Here is a 16,951-nt window from a genome sequence, read left to right on the forward strand (position 1 = left end):
GAGGAGGCCCGGAAACCCGGGTCCGCGGGGCTGGCCGACACCGGACCCGGAGGAGGAGTCCCGATGAACCGTCCCGATACGCCCAAATCCCTGGCCGAGATGATCGCGCAGGTGCCCAGCATCACCGATCACCTGTTCCAGAACGCGCCGAAGAACGCGCTGACCATCTACACGCAGATGATGCCAGGCGACGGCGTGCGCCCCGAATTCACCACCTGGCGCGACGAGCAATGGGCCTGGCGCAACACCATCGCCGTGCATGACCAGAGCTACCACATGTGCTCGACCCATGTGCGCGGCCCCGATGCGCTGGCCTTCACGCAATACCTGTCGGTCAATACCTTCAGGAATTTCGAGGTCGGCGCGGCCAAGCAGCTCGTCTGCTGCTCGCCCGAAGGCTATCTGATCGGCGACGCGATCCTCTACCGCATGGCCGAGGACGATTACATGGTGGTCGGCAACCCGGCGACGACCGAATGGGTCGAATACAACGCCCAGGCGCTGGATTTCGACGTGACGACCGACTCCGACATGATGTGGACCCTGAACAAGGCCAAGCGGCGCGAGTTCTACCGCTTCCAGGTCGAGGGGCCCAAGGCCTGGGAATTGCTGGAAGAATTGAACGGCGGCCCGCTGCCCGAGATCAAGTTCTTCAAATCGGCCGAGATCGGACTGGGCAAGTTCCGCGCCCGGGGCATGCGGCATTCGATGGGCGGGATGCCGGGCCTCGAAATCTCGGGCCCCTGGGATGAGTACCGCGAGGTGAAGCGCCTGATCCAGAAGGCTGGCCAGAAATACGGCCTGCGCATGGTCGGCTCGATCGCCTATTTCACCACCGTCATCGAATCGGGCTGGTGGGCGGTCCCGGTCTCGGGCGTCTACACGGGGCAGGGGACCGAGGGCTACCGGCAATGGTGCTCGGCCCAGAACGCGGCGATGCGCATGTCGCTGGGCGGCAGCTTCTACAGCCCGAATATCGCCGATTACTACCTGACGCCCTATGACGTGAACTACGGCCATATCATCAAGTTCGACCACGATTACATCGGCCGCGCCGCGCTGGAGGCGATGAAGGATCAGCCCCACCGCAAGAAGGTGACGCTGGTCTGGAACGCCGACGACGTGCTCTCGGTCATGGCGGCGGGGTTGGAGGCGGGCGAGGCGGCCGACAAGCCCTTGCCGATCACGCTGCCCTTGGCCGCCGCCGCCCGGATGCATTACGACCGGGTGACGGATACCCAGGGGAATACCATCGGGCTGGCCACCTATCCCGGCTATACCGCCAACGAACGGGCGATGATGTCGCTCGCCTCGGTCGATGCGGATTTTGCCGAGCCGGGGACGGAAGTGGTGCTGCTTTGGGGCGAGGATGGCGGCGGCAGCCGCAGCGCCGGCCATATCGAGCCGCATAAACAGGTGAAGATCCGCGCCATTGTCGCGCCCAGCCCGATCAGCCGCGCGGCGCAGAGCTATCGCAGCGAGATCGGCATCAAGCGCGGCTCGCTGTCGGACGTGTGAGACGGCTTCCTGCCCGCAGAGGAGGCGGGCAGGAGACCTTTCGGGGAGGGAGAGAAATGACGCATCCGTCAAGCCGTGCCGCCGAGACCCGCCAAGCGTGGAAAGCGGTGCTGGAGAAATACTACGAAGACCGCAGCACGCCCCTGAGCGCGCAATACTGGTCCGAAAAGGACACCTGGTCGCGCGACAGGATCCGCGCGGTACAGGACGAGAAGCTGGCCGCCGTGGCGCCGTTCCTCTATGAAAACAGCGATTTCTACCGGCGCCGGTTCGACAGCCTCGGCGTGGCGCCCAGCGATATCCGCGATGTGGACAGCCTGATCGCCAACTGGCCCGTCATCACCAAGCAGGAGATGATGGAGGACGCGCTGGCCCATCCGCCCTATGGCACCTACACCACCTGCGGGCCCGAGGAATGGGCGGATCGCGGCTGGATGCACTTCTCCTCCTCCGGCTCGACCGGGGTGCCGCGGGTCTTCCGCTACACCCATTTCGACCGCCGCTTCTGGGAGCAGGCCAACGCGCGGGCTCTCTATTCCGGCGGCCTCAGGAAGGGCGACACCGCCTTTCCGATGGTGGGTTTCGGCCCGCATGTCTTTGCCTGGGGCGTGCAATACACGCTGGCCAAGATGGAACTGCCGGTGATCCCCGGCGGCGGCATGGACGGCAAGGCCCGCGCCCATCACATCGAGCGGTTCAAGCCCACCGTGCTGGTCTGCACGCCCTCCTATGCGCTCTATCTGGGGCGGGTGATGCAGGACATGGGGCTGGATCCCGCAGCGTCCTCGGTCAAGTGGCTGGTGACGGGGGGCGAGCCCTTCTCGGGCGTCGAAGGGACGCTGGAACGGTTGCAGGACCTCTGGGGCGCGAAATCGCTTGAGTTCTACGGCTGCACCGAGGTTTCGCCCCATTGCGGCGGTTATTCCTGCCCGGAATATCAGGAGGGGGACGAGAATTTCATCCACCTGATGGAGGATATTCAGGTCTGGGAAACCGTCGATCCCGACACGCTGTCCCCGGTGGCCGAAGGCGCGCGCGGCCTGACCGTCTGCTCGAACCTCAACAGCGAAAGCTCGGCGCAGCTGCGGTTTCTGGTCGGCGATTACACGCGCCTGTCCCATGAGCCCTGCGCCTGCGGTCGCAACCATGTGCGGGCCATGGGCTGCATGACGGGCCGCTCGGACGACCTGATCAACCTGCGCGGCATCAAGTTCTTCCCGGTGCAGATCGAGGAGGCGGTGCGCGCGGTGAAGGGCACCGGCGACGAGTTCCAGATCAGGCTGGTGACGCAGCCCGACGGGCTGGACGTCATGACCGTGCTGGTGGAACATGCCGACCAGTCGGCGGGCGAGGCGGTGGCGCGGGAAATCCGCTCGCGCTGCGAGATCCGCTGCGCGGTCGAGGTGCTGGCCCCCGACACCCTGCCCAAGACCGAGATGAAAGCCAAGCGCGTGAACGACCAGAGGAACAAGGGCTGATGCTGTCCAACATCCTGAAACGGCGGGTCGAATGGGGCGATTGCGACCCGGCCGGTATCGTCTTCAACCCGCAATTCTTCCGCTGGTTCGACCACGGCACGACCATGCTTTATGAGGCCGCGGGCTGGCCCAAGCAGGAGATGCTGGCGCGGTTCGGCGGCGCAGGCTGTCCGCTGGTCGACACCCGCGCCCTGTTCAAGGCGCCCTGCCGCTATGGCGACGATGTGGAGATCACCACCGAAATCGCCGAGGTGAAGGACCGCAGCTTTGACATCCGCCACAGCCTCACGCTGAACGGCAGGCTCTGCGTCGAGGGGTTTGAAACCCGCGTCTGGACCGTCAAGGACCTCGAGCGCGGCCTCAAGTCGGCGCCGATCCCGCCCGAGCTGGCGGTGCGGTTCCGGGGCGAGTGACGTGCAGGGGCGGTGTCTGTGCGGCGCGCTGGTCTACGAGGCCGAGGGGCAGCCCGCGACGGTGACGATCTGTCACTGCCGCTTCTGCCAGCGGGCGACGGGCGGCGCCTATCTGGTGGATGCGCTGTTCAAACGCGCGCGGTTTCGCATCGTGCAGGGCAGGCCCCGGGTTTATGACCACCGGTCCGAGGGCAGCGGCAATCTGGTGCATATCCAGTTCTGCGAGGCCTGCGGCACCAAGCTCTGGCTGGAATTCGACCGCTGGCCGGATCTGGTCGGCGTCTATGCGGGGACGCTGGACGATCCCAACGGCTTTGACCGCAGCCCGGCCCGGACGCATTACATCTTCACCGATCAGGCGGCCGACTGGACGGTGATGCCTGCGGGCGCGCGGCTTTACCCCGGGGACACGACCCTGCCATCGGGCGAGCGGGTGGTGCCCCTTTGCCTGACCGAGCCGCAGGTGAGGGGTCACTCCACGTAGCGCAGATTGCCCTTCATGACGCGCATCACCCGCAGGAAGGCTTCCAGATCCTCGGGCTCGACCCCCTGGATCAGCGCACGCTCGCGCTCCAGCGCGATGGCGAGGATCTCGTCATGCAGGGCATAGCCCTTGTCGTTCAGCGCGTAGGTCTTGCGCCGCGCGTCCTGTTCCGAGGCCTCGTGGTCCAGAAACCCGGTTTCGACCAGCTTGACCAGCGAGCGGCTGGTCGCGCCCTTGTCCAGCTGCACCACGGTGCAGATGCGCGACGCCGGGATCCAGGGCTCGATGGCCAGCATCGAGATCACCCGCCAGTCGACGATGCCGATCCCGAAGCGGTCCAGATAGATTTGCGAGGCGCCGCGCGACATCGCATTGCTGACCGAGGACAGGAAATAGGGGACATAGGTGTCGATATCGACGATCGCCCGACCGTCCCGCAGCTTGGTCGGGCGCGAGAGACGCGCATCGGGGCACAGGCGGGCCGGGTCTTTGTCGGTCACGTCAAATCCAGAGGCTCAGGGTGGCGGGGCGGCGAGGCCCACGCCTACATGGCGCTCCAGGATCGAGGGGTCAAGCCGCAAGGTTTCGGCGGGCCCTGCGTGGACGATTGACCCGGCGTCGAGGATCAGCACCTGTTCGGCAAAGCTGAGCGCGAGGTCGGTGTGTTGTTCGACCAGAACAATCGTGTGCCGCCCGTCGGCGGCCAGCGCCTCGAACGTCTCCATCAGCATGTCGCAGATGACCGGCGCCAGCCCCTCCAGCGGCTCGTCCAGCATCAGCAATTCCGGCCGTCCCATCAGCGTGCGGGCGATGGACAGCATCTGTTGCTCGCCGCCCGACAACTGCCCGCCGCCGTTGCGCCGGCGTTCCTTCAGCCGGGGGAAGAGGGCATAGGCCTCGTCAAGGCTGGCGTCGCCGCGCATCCCGGCGATCAGGTTTTCCTCGACGCTGAGCGAGGGGAAGATGTCGCGCGTCTGCGGCACAAGGCCCAGACCCAGCGCCGAGCGGCGGTGCGGCGCCAGCCCGTGCAGGTCGTGGCCACGGTAGCGGACCTTTCCGCCATGCTGCCGCGTCAGCCCCATGATCGAGGCCAGCAGCGTCGTCTTGCCCACCCCGTTGCGGCCGATCACCGCCAGCCGCTGCCCTTTGGGCACCGACAGGCTGATCCCCTGCAGGACCGTCGTGTCGCCATAGCCCGCGACCAGCCCCTCCAGTTCCAGCACCGCCTCAGGCATGATGCGCCCCCAGATAGAGGTCGCGCACTCGCGTATCGGCGGCGATCTCGGCCGGGGTGCCCTGTGTCAGGATCGCGCCCTGCACCAGCACGATGATCGACCGGGCGACCTTGAAGACCAGTTTCATGTCATGCTCGATGATGAGGACCGCCAGATCCTTGGGCAGCGCCTCGATGGCGTCGGTGATCAGTGGGCTGTCGGACGAGGGCACGCCCGCCGCGGGTTCGTCCAGGATCAGCACGCGCGGTTTCAGCGCCAGCGTCATCGCCATCTCCACCAGCCGCTGCTGGCCATAGGCGAGGTCGGCGACCGGCTTGTCGGCGAGCGGCACCAGCCGGAAGGCGGCCAGCTGCGCCTCGATCTCGGCCTCGACCCCCGGGTCGCGGTCGGCGCGGTGCCAGAACCTCAGCGCCCGGCCCTCGCGTTCCAGCAGCGCAAGGCGGATGTTCTCGCGCACCGTCAGCTGGCGGAAAAGGGTGGTGATCTGGAAGGTCTTGGCGATGCCGGCCTTGACCCGTTGCGCCTCGCCCAGCCGCCTGATGTCGCGCCCGTCCAGCGTGATTTCCCCGGACGAGGGTTTCAGGATCCCGGTGATAAGGTTCGAAAACGTGGTTTTGCCCGCGCCGTTCGGCCCGATCAGCGCCGTCCGGTCGCCGGGCTGCAACGACAGGGTGATATCGCGGGCCACGACCAGCCCGCCGAAGGCCTTGTTCAGGCCCGTGACCTGCAAGCCTTTCATCGCGCACCCCCGATCAGCCGTTGCAGGGCCGGCGGCAGCGACAGCAGGCCCTTGGGCAGGAAGAACACCACCAGCAGCACCATCAGCCCGATCAGGAACAGCCAGTTGATCGGATCGACCGAGGCGGCGAGGTGATGGACCACCATGAAGATCAGGACCCCCAGAATGGCCCCGTAAAGCCGCCCGGCGCCGCCGAGGATCAGCATGATGACCGCCTCGGCGCTGAGCGTGAAGCTGAACACCTCCAGACTGACCAGCTGGGTGATCTGCGCGGCGAGCGCGCCCGCGATCCCGGCAATCGCCCCGCCGATGGTATAAAGGATCAGCCGCCGCTGATAGACCGGCGCGCCGATGGCCCGCATCCGGGCCGGGCTTTCGTGGATGCCGCGCGCCATCAGGCCGAGGGGCGAGGCTTTCAGCCCCTTCAGCGCGAAAAGCACGACGAAGAGCACCACGACGCAATAGATATAGCCCGTCTGACCGATGAAATCGAAGCGCCATTGCCCCAGGATCGGCCCCATGCGGATGCCGCGCATCCCGTCGGCGCCGCCGGTCCAGTCGCGGGCGCGGTTGGCGATCTCGGCCAGGACCTGCGCCACGGCGATGGAGAGCATGATGAGCGTGAGCCCCCCGGCCCGCATCAGCAAAAGGCCCGACATGAGCGCGATGACCGCCCCCGCCGCCATGCCCGCGAGCAGCCCCAGCAGCGGATCGTTCGAGACATGCACCGCGAAAAGCCCCGCCGCATAGGCCCCGGTTCCGTACATCGCCGCCTGTCCCAGCGTGACGATGCCGCCCAGCCCCAGGATCAGGTCGATGGACAGGACGAAGATCATCATGATGACGATCCGCGTCAGGAACGCGAGGTCATAGGGGAAGGCGAAGAAAGCCCCGACCGCCAGCGCGATCAGCAGCGTGTCGGGGATGAACGAACGCAGCATCTTCATGCCCGGCCCTTTCCCAAAAGGCCCTGCGGGCGCAGCGTGAGGAGCACCGCCATGGTGACGAAGAAAACGATGGTGCCGTATTCCGGCGCCAGATAGCGCGACGCGGTATCCAGTGTGCCAAGCCCCAGCGCCGCCACGAACGAGCCGGTGATCGACCCCATGCCGCCCACGGCGACGACGACGAGGAACAGGACCATGTAGCGCAGGGGGTAATAGGCCTCGATGGGCAGCAGTTCGGCGCCGAGGATGCCGCCCAGCGCCGCCAGCCCCGCCCCCAGCATGAAGGTCAGCGCGAAGATGCGGCCGGTGTTGATGCCCAGCGTCGCCGCCGTCGCCCGGTGATCGACCGCCGCGCGCAGGCGGATGCCGAAGCGGGTGCGCTCGATCAGAAGGTACAGGAACAGCGTCACCAGCAGCCCCGCCACGATCACCGCCACCCGGTGATAGGGCAGGGTGCGGAAGCCGAGGTCCAGCGAGCCGCGCAACCCCTCGGGCGTGGGGATCGGCAACAGGGTCGAGCCGAGCGTGTAATTCACCGTGGCGATGATCATGAAGGCGATCCCGATGGTGGCCAGCACCTGCTGCAACTCGCCCATCCGGTAGATCCTTGCGTAGAGCCCGCGCTCCATCGGCAGGGCGATCAGCATGGTGCCCAGCACCGCCAGCCCCATCCCGGCCCAGTAATTGACGCCATGGGTCACCAGCGCATGGGCCAGCGCGCCGCCGATCAGGGCGAAGCCGCCATGGGCGAGGTTGATCACCCGCATCAGCCCCATCGTCACCGACAGGCCGACCGAGATCATGAACAGGATCATCCCGTAGGCGATGCCGTCCACCAGGATGGAAAGAAGCGTGGTCATGGGGGAATGCCGGGCTCAGAGAGGGGGCCGCCCGGGATCCGGGCGGCCCTTTGGCTTATTGCGAGAGGCCGAGATCCGGCACCGCCTCGATGGTGTCGATCTCGCGGTTGATGAGGCGCCCTTCGGCGTCGCGGTCCACCATGCGGATATAGACGTTCTGCGTGATATGCCGGGTGGCCGGGTCGATGGAGACCGGGCCGCGCGGGCTTTCCCAGGCATGGCCCATTGCCGCCTGCATCGCCGCCGGACCGTCCGAGCCCGCGACCTCGACCATGTGGTAGATCAGCGCCGCGCCGTCATAGGCCCCGACCGAGGCCAGGTTCGCCACGCTGCCCGGGAACATCTCGGCCAGGCGGGCGGTGAAGGCGTGGTTCATCTCCGACTCGTGGGCGGCGGAGTAGTGATAGGCCGTGTGCAGGCCCATGGCAGGCTCGCCCAGCGCCTCCAGCGTCGTCTCGTCGGTCTCGCCGGTGCCGAGGAAGGTGATCCCCGCCTCGCGCAGGCCGTTCTCGTTATAGGCGCGGGTGAAGGCATAGGTGGGCGGACCCGCGGGCAGGAAGCCGAAGACCGCGGCCGGCGCCTGATCGCGCACGCGCTGCATGAAGGGGGCGAAATCGGTGGTCTGGATCGGCATGCGGATCGCATCCAGCACCGTGCCGCCGCCCGCCTCGAAGGCCGAGCGGAAGGCGTTCTCGGCGTCGATGCCGGGGCCGTAGTCGGTGACGGCCGTGACCGCCGTGGTGATCCCCTGCGCCAGCGCCCAATCGGCCATCGGCACCGTCACCTGCCACAGCGTGAAGCCGGTACGCAGGAAATAGTCGGATTGCGTGGTTATCATCGAGGTGGCGGCGTTCATGATAACGGTCGGGGTTTCCGACTGCGTGGCCAGTTCGGCGACCGCCAGGGCGTTGGGCGTGAAGACCAGCCCGCTGAGGTAATCGACGCCCTCGCGGATCAGCAGCTCCTGCGCCAGCGCGCGGGTCTGGTCCGGGTTCACCCCGCCGGTGTCGCGGTAGAGGAATTCGATGCTGTGGCCGCCGATCTCGGTGCCGTGCTCGGCCTGATAGACCTCGATGGCCTGCTGGAACTGCTGGCCCCAGATGGCGAAGGGGCCCGAGAAGGGCGCGATCACGCCCACGCGGATGGTATCAGCCTGCGCCGCACCTGCCAGAAGGCAAGCCGCTACCGTCACGGCAAGCTGCCGTTTCGTGATGAATGTCATGATGTCCTCCCAGGTGGCGGGACGGGCCCGCACCCGGGAAGCATGACCGATTGTGTTGTTTTGTCAACTCGTGAATCGCCCGTCTCTGTTGACTTTGCAACGCAGGGGGCGGGCCCGGGCGTTCAGCCGGGGGGCTCAGATCGCCGCGACGACATCCGCCAGCATGGTACGAACCTGCGCCGCCACGCCGGGCAGCGCCGGGTTGTCGATGGCCTGCATCGAGGCGACCGGGTCGATGGCAGAAACCTCGACCCCGCCGTCGACCTCGCGCAGGATGAGGTTGCAGGGCAGCATGGCGCCGACCTTGGGTTCCATGCCGATGGCCTCCCAGGCCATGGCGGGATTGCAGGCGCCGAGGATGCGGTAGGCGGGCATGTCGCGGTCGAGCTTCTTCTTCATCGTCGCCTGTACGTCGATCTCGGTCAGCACGCCGAAACCGCCGGCTTGCAGCGCGGCGCGGGTGCGGGTGTCGATCTCGGCGAAACTGGCGCCGGGGAAGTGACGGTCGATTGTATAGGGCATGGCGGCCTCCGTTCTTGCCCCTGTCAGATGGGAGCCGGGGCAGGGGCCTTGCAAGAGGATGTATTCAATTTATTAAATATGAAGCCGCCGCACGGGACCCGCGCGGCGGCCTTGTCTCTCGGCGCGGGCCCCTCAAGAGGGGCGCCGCCGGGCAGGGATCACTCTTCGTGGATCGAGTAATCGGTCGCCGTGCAGGCGTTGATCGAATCCTCGAATTCCTCTTCGTCGTCGAACACCGCCTTGATGTCCCAGTCGCATTCGTCGCCGGTCAGGGTGACGGTGCCGGTCTCGCCGGCCTCGACCACGCCGTCGCCGAGGATGTCGTCACCCCATTCGTCCGAGGACGAGGGCGAGACGTAGAGATACATGATCGTCCGCTCGGTCGCGTTGGTGAACGAGAAGCTGATATCCGCGGCAGCGGGCAGCGCGACGAGCACCGTGGCCGCAGCCAGGGCGAGCGAACGCAGGGCGTTCAGGGTCATGATTAACCTGTTGGAAAAGGGTTGAAAGTAGCGCCATCATACGGAGCCCGGAGGGCCCCGAGAAGGGGGAATCTGAGCCCCTGTCAAGAAACCGGCGGCGCCTTCCGGGGCAGTCCGGCGTATTTCTTCCGTGCATTAACAAGGCCTAACGCTGCGGGGGCAGGAAATCGGCAAGGCGGCCCTCGCAATCCGGCCGCGCGAGGGTCATATTGACAGGGCATTCGTCTATTTTCGGACCTGTTCCTTCCGGCTCAGCCTTCGATCTGCAGCTTTGCCGGGCTACCGCGCTGTGCGGGTGGCATATGACAGAAGGAATATCACGATGGCCAAGGGCACCGTGAAATGGTTCAATTCGAGCAAAGGTTTCGGTTTCATCGCCCCCGAGGGTGGCTCGCAGGATGTCTTCGTGCATGCTTCGGCGCTTGAACGGGCGGGGATCCATCGCCTCGACGACGGCCAGGCCGTGACGTTCGAGCTGGAAACCGACCGCAACGGTCGTTCGTCGGCGACGAGCCTCGCGCTCGTCTGAGGTCGACGCGATCTGATGACGGGAAGCGTTCGGTCCCTCGACGGCCGCTTCTCTGCCGATCGTCCGTTCTGCGCCAATAGCGGACGGGCGATCGGTAACATCTTGCCGGACCTGCCGATCGCTGCCCGTTCCGGGCCGATCGTCACGTCTCCGGCCCCCGCGGCGAGCCGGGCCCGGCATTGGGCCGATGTGGTTCCGTCCTGACGTGGTTCCGCCCTGACGGGCGGGCCCCAGAAGCGACCGGAGACAAGGAGTCCCCATGACCGACAAGCAACGCCGCACGACCTCTGCCCCCACGATGCCCGCCCCCGCGATCCCGGCCACTGGGCTCTCCTGGCGCGATTTCTTCGTGCGCCTGGGCGAGGGCAGCCTGCCGAGCGCCGCCAACGCCTCGGCGACCCGGGGCACGGTTGCGCCCGAACCCGCAGACAGCTGATCTGTCGCCGACCAACCATCACTGCCAATGGGAGCGCCCGCGTGGGATATTCGACGCCGAAGAAACAACTCGACCTGAAAGAATTCCTCAGCCATCCGGGAAAGAAGAACACCCGCCAGCCGTTCAATTTCCGGTCGGCCCAGAGCGCCAAGGCCGAGGAGGCCGAGGAAGCCACCCCCGCCGGGGCCGAGGCCCCCGCTAAGGGCGACTGACCCCGGCCCGGGGGGATTGCCCTCTCAGGCCCCCGGATCCCCGGGCGCATAGAGGTAATCGCGCGTCAGCGGCACCGCCTGCTGATCGCGCGCCAGCTGCAGCTGGAACACGCATTGGCCGGCGAAGCGGAAGGTCTGCTCCGACGCCACCAGATAGAATTTCCACATCCGCACGAAGCGCTCGTCATAAAGCGCCACCGCCTCGTCCTGCCGGGCCATGAAGCGGTCGTACCAATGGCGCAGCGTATAGGCGTAATGCAGGCGCCAGACCTCGACATCGGTCGAGACGAGGCCGGTCTTCTCGACCGCGGCCATCGTCTCGGACAGCGCCGGGATATAGCCGCCGGGAAAGATGTAGCGGGTGATCCAGGGATTGGTCGACCCGGGCGGGGTGAAGCGGCCGATGGTATGGATCAGCGCCACGCCCTCGGGTTTCAAGAGCTCCCGCACCTTGCCGAAATAGGTGGCGAAATTGGGCGCGCCGACATGTTCGAACATGCCCACCGACACGATGCGGTCGAATTGCCCGGCCACCGCCCGGTAATCCATCAGCTCGAACCGGACCCGGTTCGACAGCCCCGCGGCCTCGGCCCTTGCGCGGGCGACCTTCAGCTGTTCCTCGGACAGCGTGACGCCCAGAACCTCGGCCCCGTAATCGCGCGCCAGCGTCAGCCCCATGCCGCCCCAGCCGCAGCCGATATCCAGCACCGTCATCCCGGGTTCGAGCCTGAGCTTGCCGGCGATATGCGCCTTTTTCTGGCGCTGGGCCTGATCCAGGCTATCCCCGGGCGTCTTGAAATAAGCGCAGGAATACTGCCGGTCCTCATCGAGGAAGAAGTCGTAAAGCGCCCCCGAAAGATCGTAGTGATGCGCCACATTGGCCTTCGAGCGCGCCGCCGGGTTGCGCTGGGCGATGCCCCGCGTCAGGTCGCGCAGCGCCGCCTGCAGTTTGGCCAGGCCGCGTTCATGACCATGCGCCAGATTGCGCAGCACCAGTTCCAGCAGCCCGTGCAGGTCGTCGCCTGCGATGGTCAGGCGCTGGTCCATATAGGCCTCGCCCAGCGCCAGCTGCGGGTTGGTGGCAAGCGCCTTGAGCGTCGCCTCGTCGGTGATGGTGACCGCCACATCCGGGGCGTCGGGCCCGCCCGGGCCGAAGCGGCGCGTGGTGCCGTCCGGCAGGGTCAGGGTCAAAGCGCCGGTTCGGATCAGCGACTTGAGATAGGCATCGAGCAATTTTTGCCACATGGCGGACCCCCACAATCCGATGCACGTTGCAAGGAGAGAAGATTAATACGTTAAGTAGACGGGTCAAGGCGGGTCGTTGCGGAATGCGACGGACCGCAGCCCCGGCCGGTTCCCCTTGCGTGGCGCGGCAATCCGGCTATAAGGCCCCATCCTGCCGCATCCCACGATTCCGGCGCAGATTCTCGTGGGCGGGCCGTGGCAGGATTTCGTAGCCCGCCTTATGAAATGCGCCCTGATAGAAATGGAGCACGCATGTCTCTCTACGAGCATGTCATGATCGCGCGTCAGGACCTGTCCAACGCGCAGGCGGAAGGGCTGATCGAGCACTTCTCGACCGTGATTTCCGACAATGGCGGCAACGTCGTCGGCACCGAATACTGGGGTGTCAAGACGATGGCCTACAAGATCAACAAGAACCGCAAGGGCCACTACATGTTCCTGCGCACCGACGCCCCGTCGGCCGCGATCCAGGAAATGGAGCGTCTGGCCCGTCTGCACGACGACGTCATGCGCGTCCTCTCGATCAAGGTCGAGAAGCACGAAGACGGCCCCTCGGTGCAGATGCAAAAGCGGGACGAGCGTAGCGAGCGGGGCGACCGTCCCGAGCGCGGCCCGCGTCGCTGACCGGTCTTGAAGGAGTAAACCACCATGGCCACCAAACCGTTTTTCCGCCGCCGCAAGGTTTGCCCGTTCTCGGGCGACAACGCACCCGCCATCGACTACAAGGACGTGCGTCTGCTGCAGCGTTACATCTCCGAGCGCGGCAAGATCGTGCCCGCCCGTATCACCGCCGTCTCGGCGAAGAAGCAGCGCGAACTGGCCCGGGCCATCAAGCGCGCCCGCTTCCTCGCCCTGCTGCCCTACGCCGTGAAGTGAGGACCCCGCCATGCAAGTGATTCTGCTGGAACGTGTGGCCAAGCTGGGCCAGATGGGCGACGTGGTGAAGGTGCGCGACGGCTTCGCCCGCAACTTCCTGCTGCCGCAAGGCAAGGCGCTGCGCGCGACCGATGCCAACAAGGCCGCCTTCGAGGACCAGAAAGCGCAGCTCGAAGCGCGCAACCTGGAAACCAAGAAAGAGGCCGCGGCCCTGGCCGAGAAGCTGGACGGCGCGATCTATGTCGTGATCCGCTCGGCCTCGGACAGCGGCGCGCTCTACGGCTCGGTCACCCCGCGTGACGTCGCCGATGCCGCCGAGGCCGATGGCTTCACCATCGACCGTCGCCAGATCGTGCTGAACGCGCCGATCAAGAACCTGGGCCTGCACGGCATGACCGTCGTGCTGCACCCGGAAGTCACGGCGAAAATCTCGGTCAACGTCGCCCGTTCGATCGAGGAAGCCGAGCTGCAAGCCTCGGGCAAGTCGATCCAGGAACTGGCGGCCGAAGCCGAAGCCGCGGCCGAATTCGAGATCGCCGAACTCTTCGACGATCTCGGCGGCGCTGCCGGCGAGGACGACGACGCCTGATCGACCGCTTTGCGGTGATAGCGCGGGCGCACAGTCGCAAGACTGTGCGCCCGTTTGCCATTCTGCGCTCTTGCCCGGCGGGGGCGCTTGGCCTATTTATGGAAAGACAGATTGCGATCCTTGCATCCATAAATCACCGGAGTGGCGCGAATGGCCCCGAATCCGACGGCCCAGAGCCCTGAAGACGCGATGTTCGACCCCGCTTTCGACGGGTTCGCGGGCGGTGGGGAATGCGCGTCGCGGCCGGTCGACGACATGGTCGAGCAGGCGCAGGCGGCAGCGGCCTTCCTCAAGGCACTGGCGCATGAGGGGCGGCTTCTGATCCTGTGCTACCTCTCCTCGGGCGAGAAATCGGTGACCGAGCTGGAGCAGCTTCTGGGCTCGCGGCAGGCGGCGGTCAGCCAGCAACTGGCGCGTCTGCGGCTGGAGGGGCTGGTGACCTGCCGGCGCGAGGGCAAGACGATCTATTACGCGCTGGGCGATCCCCGCGCCGCGCGGACCATCGGCCTCATGTACGAGATGTTCTGCGGCCAGCCGGTCGAGGCCCTGCAGCCCGACGCGTTCCGCGCCAGCGCCTGACCCGGCTCACTCCCTGAGCGCCCTGCGCAATTGCAGCGCGGCGCGCACCTCATGCGCCTTGGGCTGCAGCCAGAGCACGAGCCGCGCCAGCGGCGCGATCCAGCGCACGCGGTCCACGCGGCGCTGCATCTTCTCCCAGATCCCCTCGGGCGCCTCGGCCCGGTAGGCTTGCGCGGCGGTGTCGAAAAAGGCGTCGCGGTCGCGCTGCTGTTGCAGGATCGAATGCAGGAACAGCACGGCATCGCGCACCAGCGCCGCCCGGTCGGCCGCCGGGTTGAAGAGTTCGAAGTCAATCAGCGTGGCGCCCCGGTCCCGCTGCCAGCAGATGTCGCGGATCTTGGGCCGGCCATGGGCGATGCCCCGGTGATGCAACCGGGCCAGCGCCCGCGCCGCATCGCCCAGCGCCGCGTGGCGTTCGGCATCCGTGGCGCCGGGATCGCGCAGAAGCGTGGCGACCGGCGGCCCGACATCCTCGGTCAGCACGAAATCCGGTCCCTCGGCCAGCACCCGCGGCGCGGGCAGGCCCAGCGCCGCCATCCGTTTCAGCCCGGCGCGGTCGGCCGCCAGCGCCCGGGCAGGGTCGCCTTTCTGCAGGCGGCGGATCAGGGTCCGGTGAACCTCGGGGCGTTTGAGCCAGTAGTGCCGTCCCTCGACCGACAGCGGCAGGATCCGCGACGGGGTCGAGGCCAGCGCGGCAGCGAGCGCCTGGGCGAGGGCGGGGGAGAGGGATGAGTCGTCGGTCATGGTGGCGCCGGACTATGCCCAAGCGCCCGCAGAAAGCCCAGAGGGGCGTCACGCGTCTGTCATCTTTACCTCCCCCCTTGCCAGAACCGGCCCGGAACGCAAAGCTGCCCTATCGCTCATTCCCCCGGGCGACCCGGGACCAACAGAGAGGCCGCGCCACCATGTCCGACCGTTTCCTCACCCCGTTCCTGGCGCTGGCCGCCGCGCTGACGCTGGCCACCGCCGCCCCCGCTCAGGACACCGGCACGCCCGACGATGCCCGCCTGATCCATCCCGGCATGCTGACCGTCGGCACCTCGGACCCGGTCTACCCACCGTGGATGATGAACGATTCGCCCGAAAGCGGCGAAGGCTTCGAGAATGCGCTGGTCTATGCCCTGGCCGAGGAGATGGGCTTTCAGCGCGATCAGGTGCAATGGGTGCGGCTGACCTTCGAGCAGATCATCGCGCCGGGCGACAAGCCCTTCGATTTCGCCATCAACCAGGTCTCGGTCACGCCCGCCCGGGCCGAGGTGGCGGGCTTTTCGCAGGTCTATTACCAATCCGACAAGGCGGTGATCGCGCTGCCCGGCTCGCCGGTCGAGGGCGCCGCGTCCTTCGCCGATCTGCGGGGCGCCCGCTGGGGCGCGGCCATCGGCACCACCGATCTGGCCTATCTGGAGAGCGTGCTGGGCGCCACCGATGTGGCGGTCTATGACGATCAGGTCGGCGTCTTCCTGGCGATGCAGGCGGGGCAGATCGACGCCACCGTCGCCGCCGTGCCGACCGCGCTTTTCGCCACCGCCGTGCAGATCCCCGAGGCCTCGATCGTCGCCATCCTGCCGCCCGACGCGCATGACGAAGGCCATGGCCTGCTGTTCGAACAGGGCAATGCGCTGATCCCCTGGGTCGATGCCGCGCTCACCCGGCTGATCGAGGCGGGGACCGTGCAGGAGCTGGTCAACACCTGGCTGGTGGCCGATCCCTCGCTGCCGATCATCACCGAATGATCCCCGAGCAACCGACAACGCCCCCGCCGCCCCCTCGGCGGCGGGGGTTCGACTGGCGCCGGGCGCTGGTTCCGGGGCTCATCAGTTCGCTGTCGATCCTGGTGGTGTTCGGCGGCCTCGCCTGGCTGATTGCCGGGAACGAGAACTGGCCGCGCATCCAGCGGCAGTTCTTCAGCCTCGACCATATGCTGGCGGCGCTGCCCCGCGTCGCCTGGGGCTTTCTGACCAACATGAAGGTCTGGCTGATCGCCATGGCCTGTATCGGCGTCTGGGCGCTGCTGTTGGCGGTGATCCGCTCGCTCAGGGGGCCGTGGTTCGCGCCGTTCCGGTTGATGGTCGTGCTCTATATCGACCTCTTCCGCGGGTTGCCGGCGCTGCTGCTGGTCATCCTGTTCGGCTTCGGCATCCCGGCGCTCAGGATCCCGGGCCTGCCCAGTTCCGGCCTCTTCTGGGGCGGGTTCGCCATGGTGCTCAGCTATTCCGCCTATGTCTGCGAGATCTACCGCGCCGGCATCGACGCGGTGCACGAGGGCCAGCGCGCCGCCGCCAAGGCGCTGGGGTTGAACGAGGGGCAGGTGATGCTCTACGCCATCCTGCCGCAGGCCCTGCGCAACGCGGTGCCGTCCCTGATGAACATCGTCGTGGCGCTGCAAAAAGACGTGGCGCTGCTGTCGGTCATCGGCGTGCGCGACGCGGTGCGCGAGGCGCAGATCTATACCTCCAGCACCTTCAATTATTCCTCGATGGTGGTAGCGGCGCTGCTGTTCCTTCTGGCCACGATCCCGATGGCCCGGCTGGCCGATTGGGTCACGCACCGCGACCGGGTGCGGCGCCTGCAACTGGCGGGCTGAC

Annotated in this window: 23 protein-coding genes; 13 read left to right on the plus strand and 10 right to left on the minus strand. The window is 66.9% G+C overall.

Features of this window, described 5'->3' with window-relative positions; all coding sequences use genetic code 11:
• Positions 1-63: 63 nt before the first annotated feature.
• From DDE23_RS01755 to DDE23_RS01770, 4 genes are read left to right on the plus strand one after another with little or no spacing between them, the layout of a single operon-like run.
• Entirely contained in the window at positions 64-1,518 is a 1,455-nt protein-coding gene (locus tag DDE23_RS01755) for a glycine cleavage system protein T (RefSeq protein WP_107749660.1), read from the plus strand.
• 56 nt (positions 1,519-1,574) lie between these two features.
• Positions 1,575-2,996: a phenylacetate--CoA ligase family protein gene (locus tag DDE23_RS01760; RefSeq protein ID WP_107749661.1), complete on the plus strand. Its 1,422-nt coding sequence runs from the start codon at positions 1,575-1,577 to the stop codon at positions 2,994-2,996.
• Positions 2,996-3,409: an acyl-CoA thioesterase gene (locus tag DDE23_RS01765; protein WP_107749662.1), complete on the plus strand. Its 414-nt coding sequence runs from the start codon at positions 2,996-2,998 to the stop codon at positions 3,407-3,409. Before DDE23_RS01760 ends, DDE23_RS01765 begins: the two co-directional genes overlap by 1 nt.
• Before the next feature lies 1 nt (position 3,410).
• A complete protein-coding gene (locus DDE23_RS01770; RefSeq protein WP_107749663.1) occupies positions 3,411-3,893 on the plus strand; it encodes a GFA family protein in 483 nt (160 codons plus the stop codon).
• Here DDE23_RS01770 and DDE23_RS01775 read toward each other — a convergent pair.
• The 8 genes from DDE23_RS01775 to DDE23_RS01810 form a co-directional block, all read right to left on the minus strand.
• Complete coding sequence (locus DDE23_RS01775; RefSeq protein WP_107749664.1) at positions 3,881-4,393, minus strand: MarR family winged helix-turn-helix transcriptional regulator; 513 nt, start codon at positions 4,391-4,393, stop codon at positions 3,881-3,883. The two genes, DDE23_RS01770 and DDE23_RS01775, sit on opposite strands and share 13 nt — an antisense overlap.
• A gap of 15 nt (positions 4,394-4,408) precedes the next feature.
• Positions 4,409-5,128: an ABC transporter ATP-binding protein gene (locus DDE23_RS01780; protein ID WP_107749665.1), complete on the minus strand. Its 720-nt coding sequence runs from the start codon at positions 5,126-5,128 to the stop codon at positions 4,409-4,411.
• Positions 5,121-5,867: an ABC transporter ATP-binding protein gene (locus DDE23_RS01785; RefSeq protein WP_107749666.1), complete on the minus strand. Its 747-nt coding sequence runs from the start codon at positions 5,865-5,867 to the stop codon at positions 5,121-5,123. Before DDE23_RS01785 ends, DDE23_RS01780 begins: the two co-directional genes overlap by 8 nt.
• Positions 5,864-6,814, minus strand: a complete 951-nt coding sequence (locus tag DDE23_RS01790) for a branched-chain amino acid ABC transporter permease (RefSeq protein ID WP_107749667.1) — start codon at positions 6,812-6,814, stop codon at positions 5,864-5,866. Before DDE23_RS01790 ends, DDE23_RS01785 begins: the two co-directional genes overlap by 4 nt.
• Positions 6,811-7,674: a branched-chain amino acid ABC transporter permease gene (locus DDE23_RS01795; RefSeq protein WP_107749668.1), complete on the minus strand. Its 864-nt coding sequence runs from the start codon at positions 7,672-7,674 to the stop codon at positions 6,811-6,813. The genes DDE23_RS01790 and DDE23_RS01795 overlap by 4 nt, the downstream gene beginning before the upstream one ends.
• A 55-nt stretch (positions 7,675-7,729) precedes the next feature.
• Positions 7,730-8,896, minus strand: a complete 1,167-nt coding sequence (locus tag DDE23_RS01800; protein ID WP_107749669.1) for an ABC transporter substrate-binding protein — start codon at positions 8,894-8,896, stop codon at positions 7,730-7,732.
• A gap of 135 nt (positions 8,897-9,031) precedes the next feature.
• Positions 9,032-9,418, minus strand: a complete 387-nt coding sequence (locus DDE23_RS01805; RefSeq protein WP_107749670.1) for a DUF302 domain-containing protein — start codon at positions 9,416-9,418, stop codon at positions 9,032-9,034.
• A 158-nt stretch (positions 9,419-9,576) separates the two neighbouring features.
• On the minus strand, positions 9,577-9,900 hold the full coding sequence (locus DDE23_RS01810; protein WP_107749671.1) for a hypothetical protein: 324 nt from the start codon (positions 9,898-9,900) through the stop codon (positions 9,577-9,579).
• Positions 9,901-10,222: 322 nt separating this feature from the next.
• Between DDE23_RS01810 and DDE23_RS01815 the strand changes: the two genes are divergently transcribed.
• The 3 genes from DDE23_RS01815 (at position 10,223) to DDE23_RS25285 (ending at position 11,077) form a co-directional block, all read left to right on the plus strand.
• Complete coding sequence (locus DDE23_RS01815; protein ID WP_107749672.1) at positions 10,223-10,429, plus strand: cold-shock protein; 207 nt, start codon at positions 10,223-10,225, stop codon at positions 10,427-10,429.
• 259 nt (positions 10,430-10,688) lie between these two features.
• On the plus strand, positions 10,689-10,865 hold the full coding sequence (locus DDE23_RS24980) for a hypothetical protein (protein ID WP_157957953.1): 177 nt from the start codon (positions 10,689-10,691) through the stop codon (positions 10,863-10,865).
• A 41-nt stretch (positions 10,866-10,906) separates the two neighbouring features.
• Positions 10,907-11,077, plus strand: a complete 171-nt coding sequence (locus DDE23_RS25285) for a hypothetical protein (protein ID WP_170121766.1) — start codon at positions 10,907-10,909, stop codon at positions 11,075-11,077.
• A 24-nt stretch (positions 11,078-11,101) separates the two neighbouring features.
• Here the strand turns inward: DDE23_RS25285 and DDE23_RS01820 are convergent, their stop codons facing one another.
• The gene (locus DDE23_RS01820; protein ID WP_107749673.1) at positions 11,102-12,322 is read right to left on the minus strand and encodes an SAM-dependent methyltransferase; all 1,221 of its coding nucleotides are present in this window, start codon (positions 12,320-12,322) and stop codon (positions 11,102-11,104) included.
• 252 nt (positions 12,323-12,574) lie between these two features.
• Between DDE23_RS01820 and rpsF the strand changes: the two genes are divergently transcribed.
• The 4 genes from rpsF to DDE23_RS01840 all read left to right on the plus strand — a co-directional run bounded on the left by rpsF (position 12,575) and on the right by DDE23_RS01840 (position 14,366).
• On the plus strand, positions 12,575-12,946 hold the full coding sequence (gene rpsF, locus DDE23_RS01825; protein ID WP_107749674.1) for a 30S ribosomal protein S6: 372 nt from the start codon (positions 12,575-12,577) through the stop codon (positions 12,944-12,946).
• 24 nt (positions 12,947-12,970) lie between these two features.
• Complete coding sequence (rpsR, locus tag DDE23_RS01830) at positions 12,971-13,198, plus strand: 30S ribosomal protein S18 (protein WP_107749675.1); 228 nt, start codon at positions 12,971-12,973, stop codon at positions 13,196-13,198.
• A gap of 10 nt (positions 13,199-13,208) precedes the next feature.
• On the plus strand, positions 13,209-13,787 hold the full coding sequence (gene rplI / locus DDE23_RS01835; protein WP_107749676.1) for a 50S ribosomal protein L9: 579 nt from the start codon (positions 13,209-13,211) through the stop codon (positions 13,785-13,787).
• A 150-nt stretch (positions 13,788-13,937) separates the two neighbouring features.
• The gene (locus tag DDE23_RS01840; RefSeq protein ID WP_420330153.1) at positions 13,938-14,366 is read left to right on the plus strand and encodes an ArsR/SmtB family transcription factor; all 429 of its coding nucleotides are present in this window, start codon (positions 13,938-13,940) and stop codon (positions 14,364-14,366) included.
• A 6-nt stretch (positions 14,367-14,372) separates the two neighbouring features.
• On the opposite strand, the gene DDE23_RS01845 is transcribed toward DDE23_RS01840, so the two are convergent.
• A complete protein-coding gene (locus DDE23_RS01845) occupies positions 14,373-15,110 on the minus strand; it encodes a BUD32 family EKC/KEOPS complex subunit (protein WP_107749678.1) in 738 nt (245 codons plus the stop codon).
• 161 nt (positions 15,111-15,271) lie between these two features.
• Here DDE23_RS01845 and DDE23_RS01850 point away from each other — a divergent pair, with 161 nt between their 5' ends.
• Positions 15,272-16,099 (plus strand): substrate-binding periplasmic protein, encoded by an 828-nt coding sequence (locus DDE23_RS01850; RefSeq protein ID WP_107749679.1) that lies wholly within the window; start codon positions 15,272-15,274, stop codon positions 16,097-16,099.
• On the plus strand, positions 16,096-16,950 hold the full coding sequence (locus tag DDE23_RS01855; RefSeq protein WP_107749680.1) for an amino acid ABC transporter permease: 855 nt from the start codon (positions 16,096-16,098) through the stop codon (positions 16,948-16,950). The genes DDE23_RS01850 and DDE23_RS01855 overlap by 4 nt, the downstream gene beginning before the upstream one ends.
• Position 16,951 lies beyond the last annotated feature (1 nt).

The sequence above is a fragment of the Pararhodobacter aggregans genome, assembly GCF_003075525.1.
Classification (GTDB): domain Bacteria; phylum Pseudomonadota; class Alphaproteobacteria; order Rhodobacterales; family Rhodobacteraceae; genus Pararhodobacter; species Pararhodobacter aggregans.

What these genes read in the sequence shown, in the direction of transcription:
- DDE23_RS01755 (WP_107749660.1), top strand. Translation starts at nt 64, where the DNA reads ATGAACCGTCCCGATACGCCCAAATCCCTGGCCGAGATGATCGCGCAG.
- DDE23_RS01855 (WP_107749680.1), top strand. Translation starts at nt 16,096, where the DNA reads ATGATCCCCGAGCAACCGACAACGCCCCCGCCGCCCCCTCGGCGGCGG.
- DDE23_RS01815 (WP_107749672.1), top strand. Translation starts at nt 10,223, where the DNA reads ATGGCCAAGGGCACCGTGAAATGGTTCAATTCGAGCAAAGGTTTCGGT.
- DDE23_RS01760 (WP_107749661.1), top strand. Translation starts at nt 1,575, where the DNA reads ATGACGCATCCGTCAAGCCGTGCCGCCGAGACCCGCCAAGCGTGGAAA.
- DDE23_RS01790 (WP_107749667.1), bottom strand. Translation starts at nt 6,814, where the DNA reads ATGAAGATGCTGCGTTCGTTCATCCCCGACACGCTGCTGATCGCGCTG.
- DDE23_RS01765 (WP_107749662.1), top strand. Translation starts at nt 2,996, where the DNA reads ATGCTGTCCAACATCCTGAAACGGCGGGTCGAATGGGGCGATTGCGAC.
- DDE23_RS01845 (WP_107749678.1), bottom strand. Translation starts at nt 15,110, where the DNA reads ATGACCGACGACTCATCCCTCTCCCCCGCCCTCGCCCAGGCGCTCGCT.
- DDE23_RS01785 (WP_107749666.1), bottom strand. Translation starts at nt 5,867, where the DNA reads ATGAAAGGCTTGCAGGTCACGGGCCTGAACAAGGCCTTCGGCGGGCTG.
- DDE23_RS01780 (WP_107749665.1), bottom strand. Translation starts at nt 5,128, where the DNA reads ATGCCTGAGGCGGTGCTGGAACTGGAGGGGCTGGTCGCGGGCTATGGC.
- DDE23_RS01800 (WP_107749669.1), bottom strand. Translation starts at nt 8,896, where the DNA reads ATGACATTCATCACGAAACGGCAGCTTGCCGTGACGGTAGCGGCTTGC.
- DDE23_RS01795 (WP_107749668.1), bottom strand. Translation starts at nt 7,674, where the DNA reads ATGACCACGCTTCTTTCCATCCTGGTGGACGGCATCGCCTACGGGATG.
- DDE23_RS01820 (WP_107749673.1), bottom strand. Translation starts at nt 12,322, where the DNA reads ATGTGGCAAAAATTGCTCGATGCCTATCTCAAGTCGCTGATCCGAACC.
- DDE23_RS24980 (WP_157957953.1), top strand. Translation starts at nt 10,689, where the DNA reads ATGACCGACAAGCAACGCCGCACGACCTCTGCCCCCACGATGCCCGCC.
- rpsR (WP_107749675.1), top strand. Translation starts at nt 12,971, where the DNA reads ATGGCCACCAAACCGTTTTTCCGCCGCCGCAAGGTTTGCCCGTTCTCG.
- DDE23_RS01810 (WP_107749671.1), bottom strand. Translation starts at nt 9,900, where the DNA reads ATGACCCTGAACGCCCTGCGTTCGCTCGCCCTGGCTGCGGCCACGGTG.
- DDE23_RS01850 (WP_107749679.1), top strand. Translation starts at nt 15,272, where the DNA reads ATGTCCGACCGTTTCCTCACCCCGTTCCTGGCGCTGGCCGCCGCGCTG.
- DDE23_RS01840 (WP_420330153.1), top strand. Translation starts at nt 13,938, where the DNA reads ATGGCCCCGAATCCGACGGCCCAGAGCCCTGAAGACGCGATGTTCGAC.
- rplI (WP_107749676.1), top strand. Translation starts at nt 13,209, where the DNA reads ATGCAAGTGATTCTGCTGGAACGTGTGGCCAAGCTGGGCCAGATGGGC.
- rpsF (WP_107749674.1), top strand. Translation starts at nt 12,575, where the DNA reads ATGTCTCTCTACGAGCATGTCATGATCGCGCGTCAGGACCTGTCCAAC.
- DDE23_RS01805 (WP_107749670.1), bottom strand. Translation starts at nt 9,418, where the DNA reads ATGCCCTATACAATCGACCGTCACTTCCCCGGCGCCAGTTTCGCCGAG.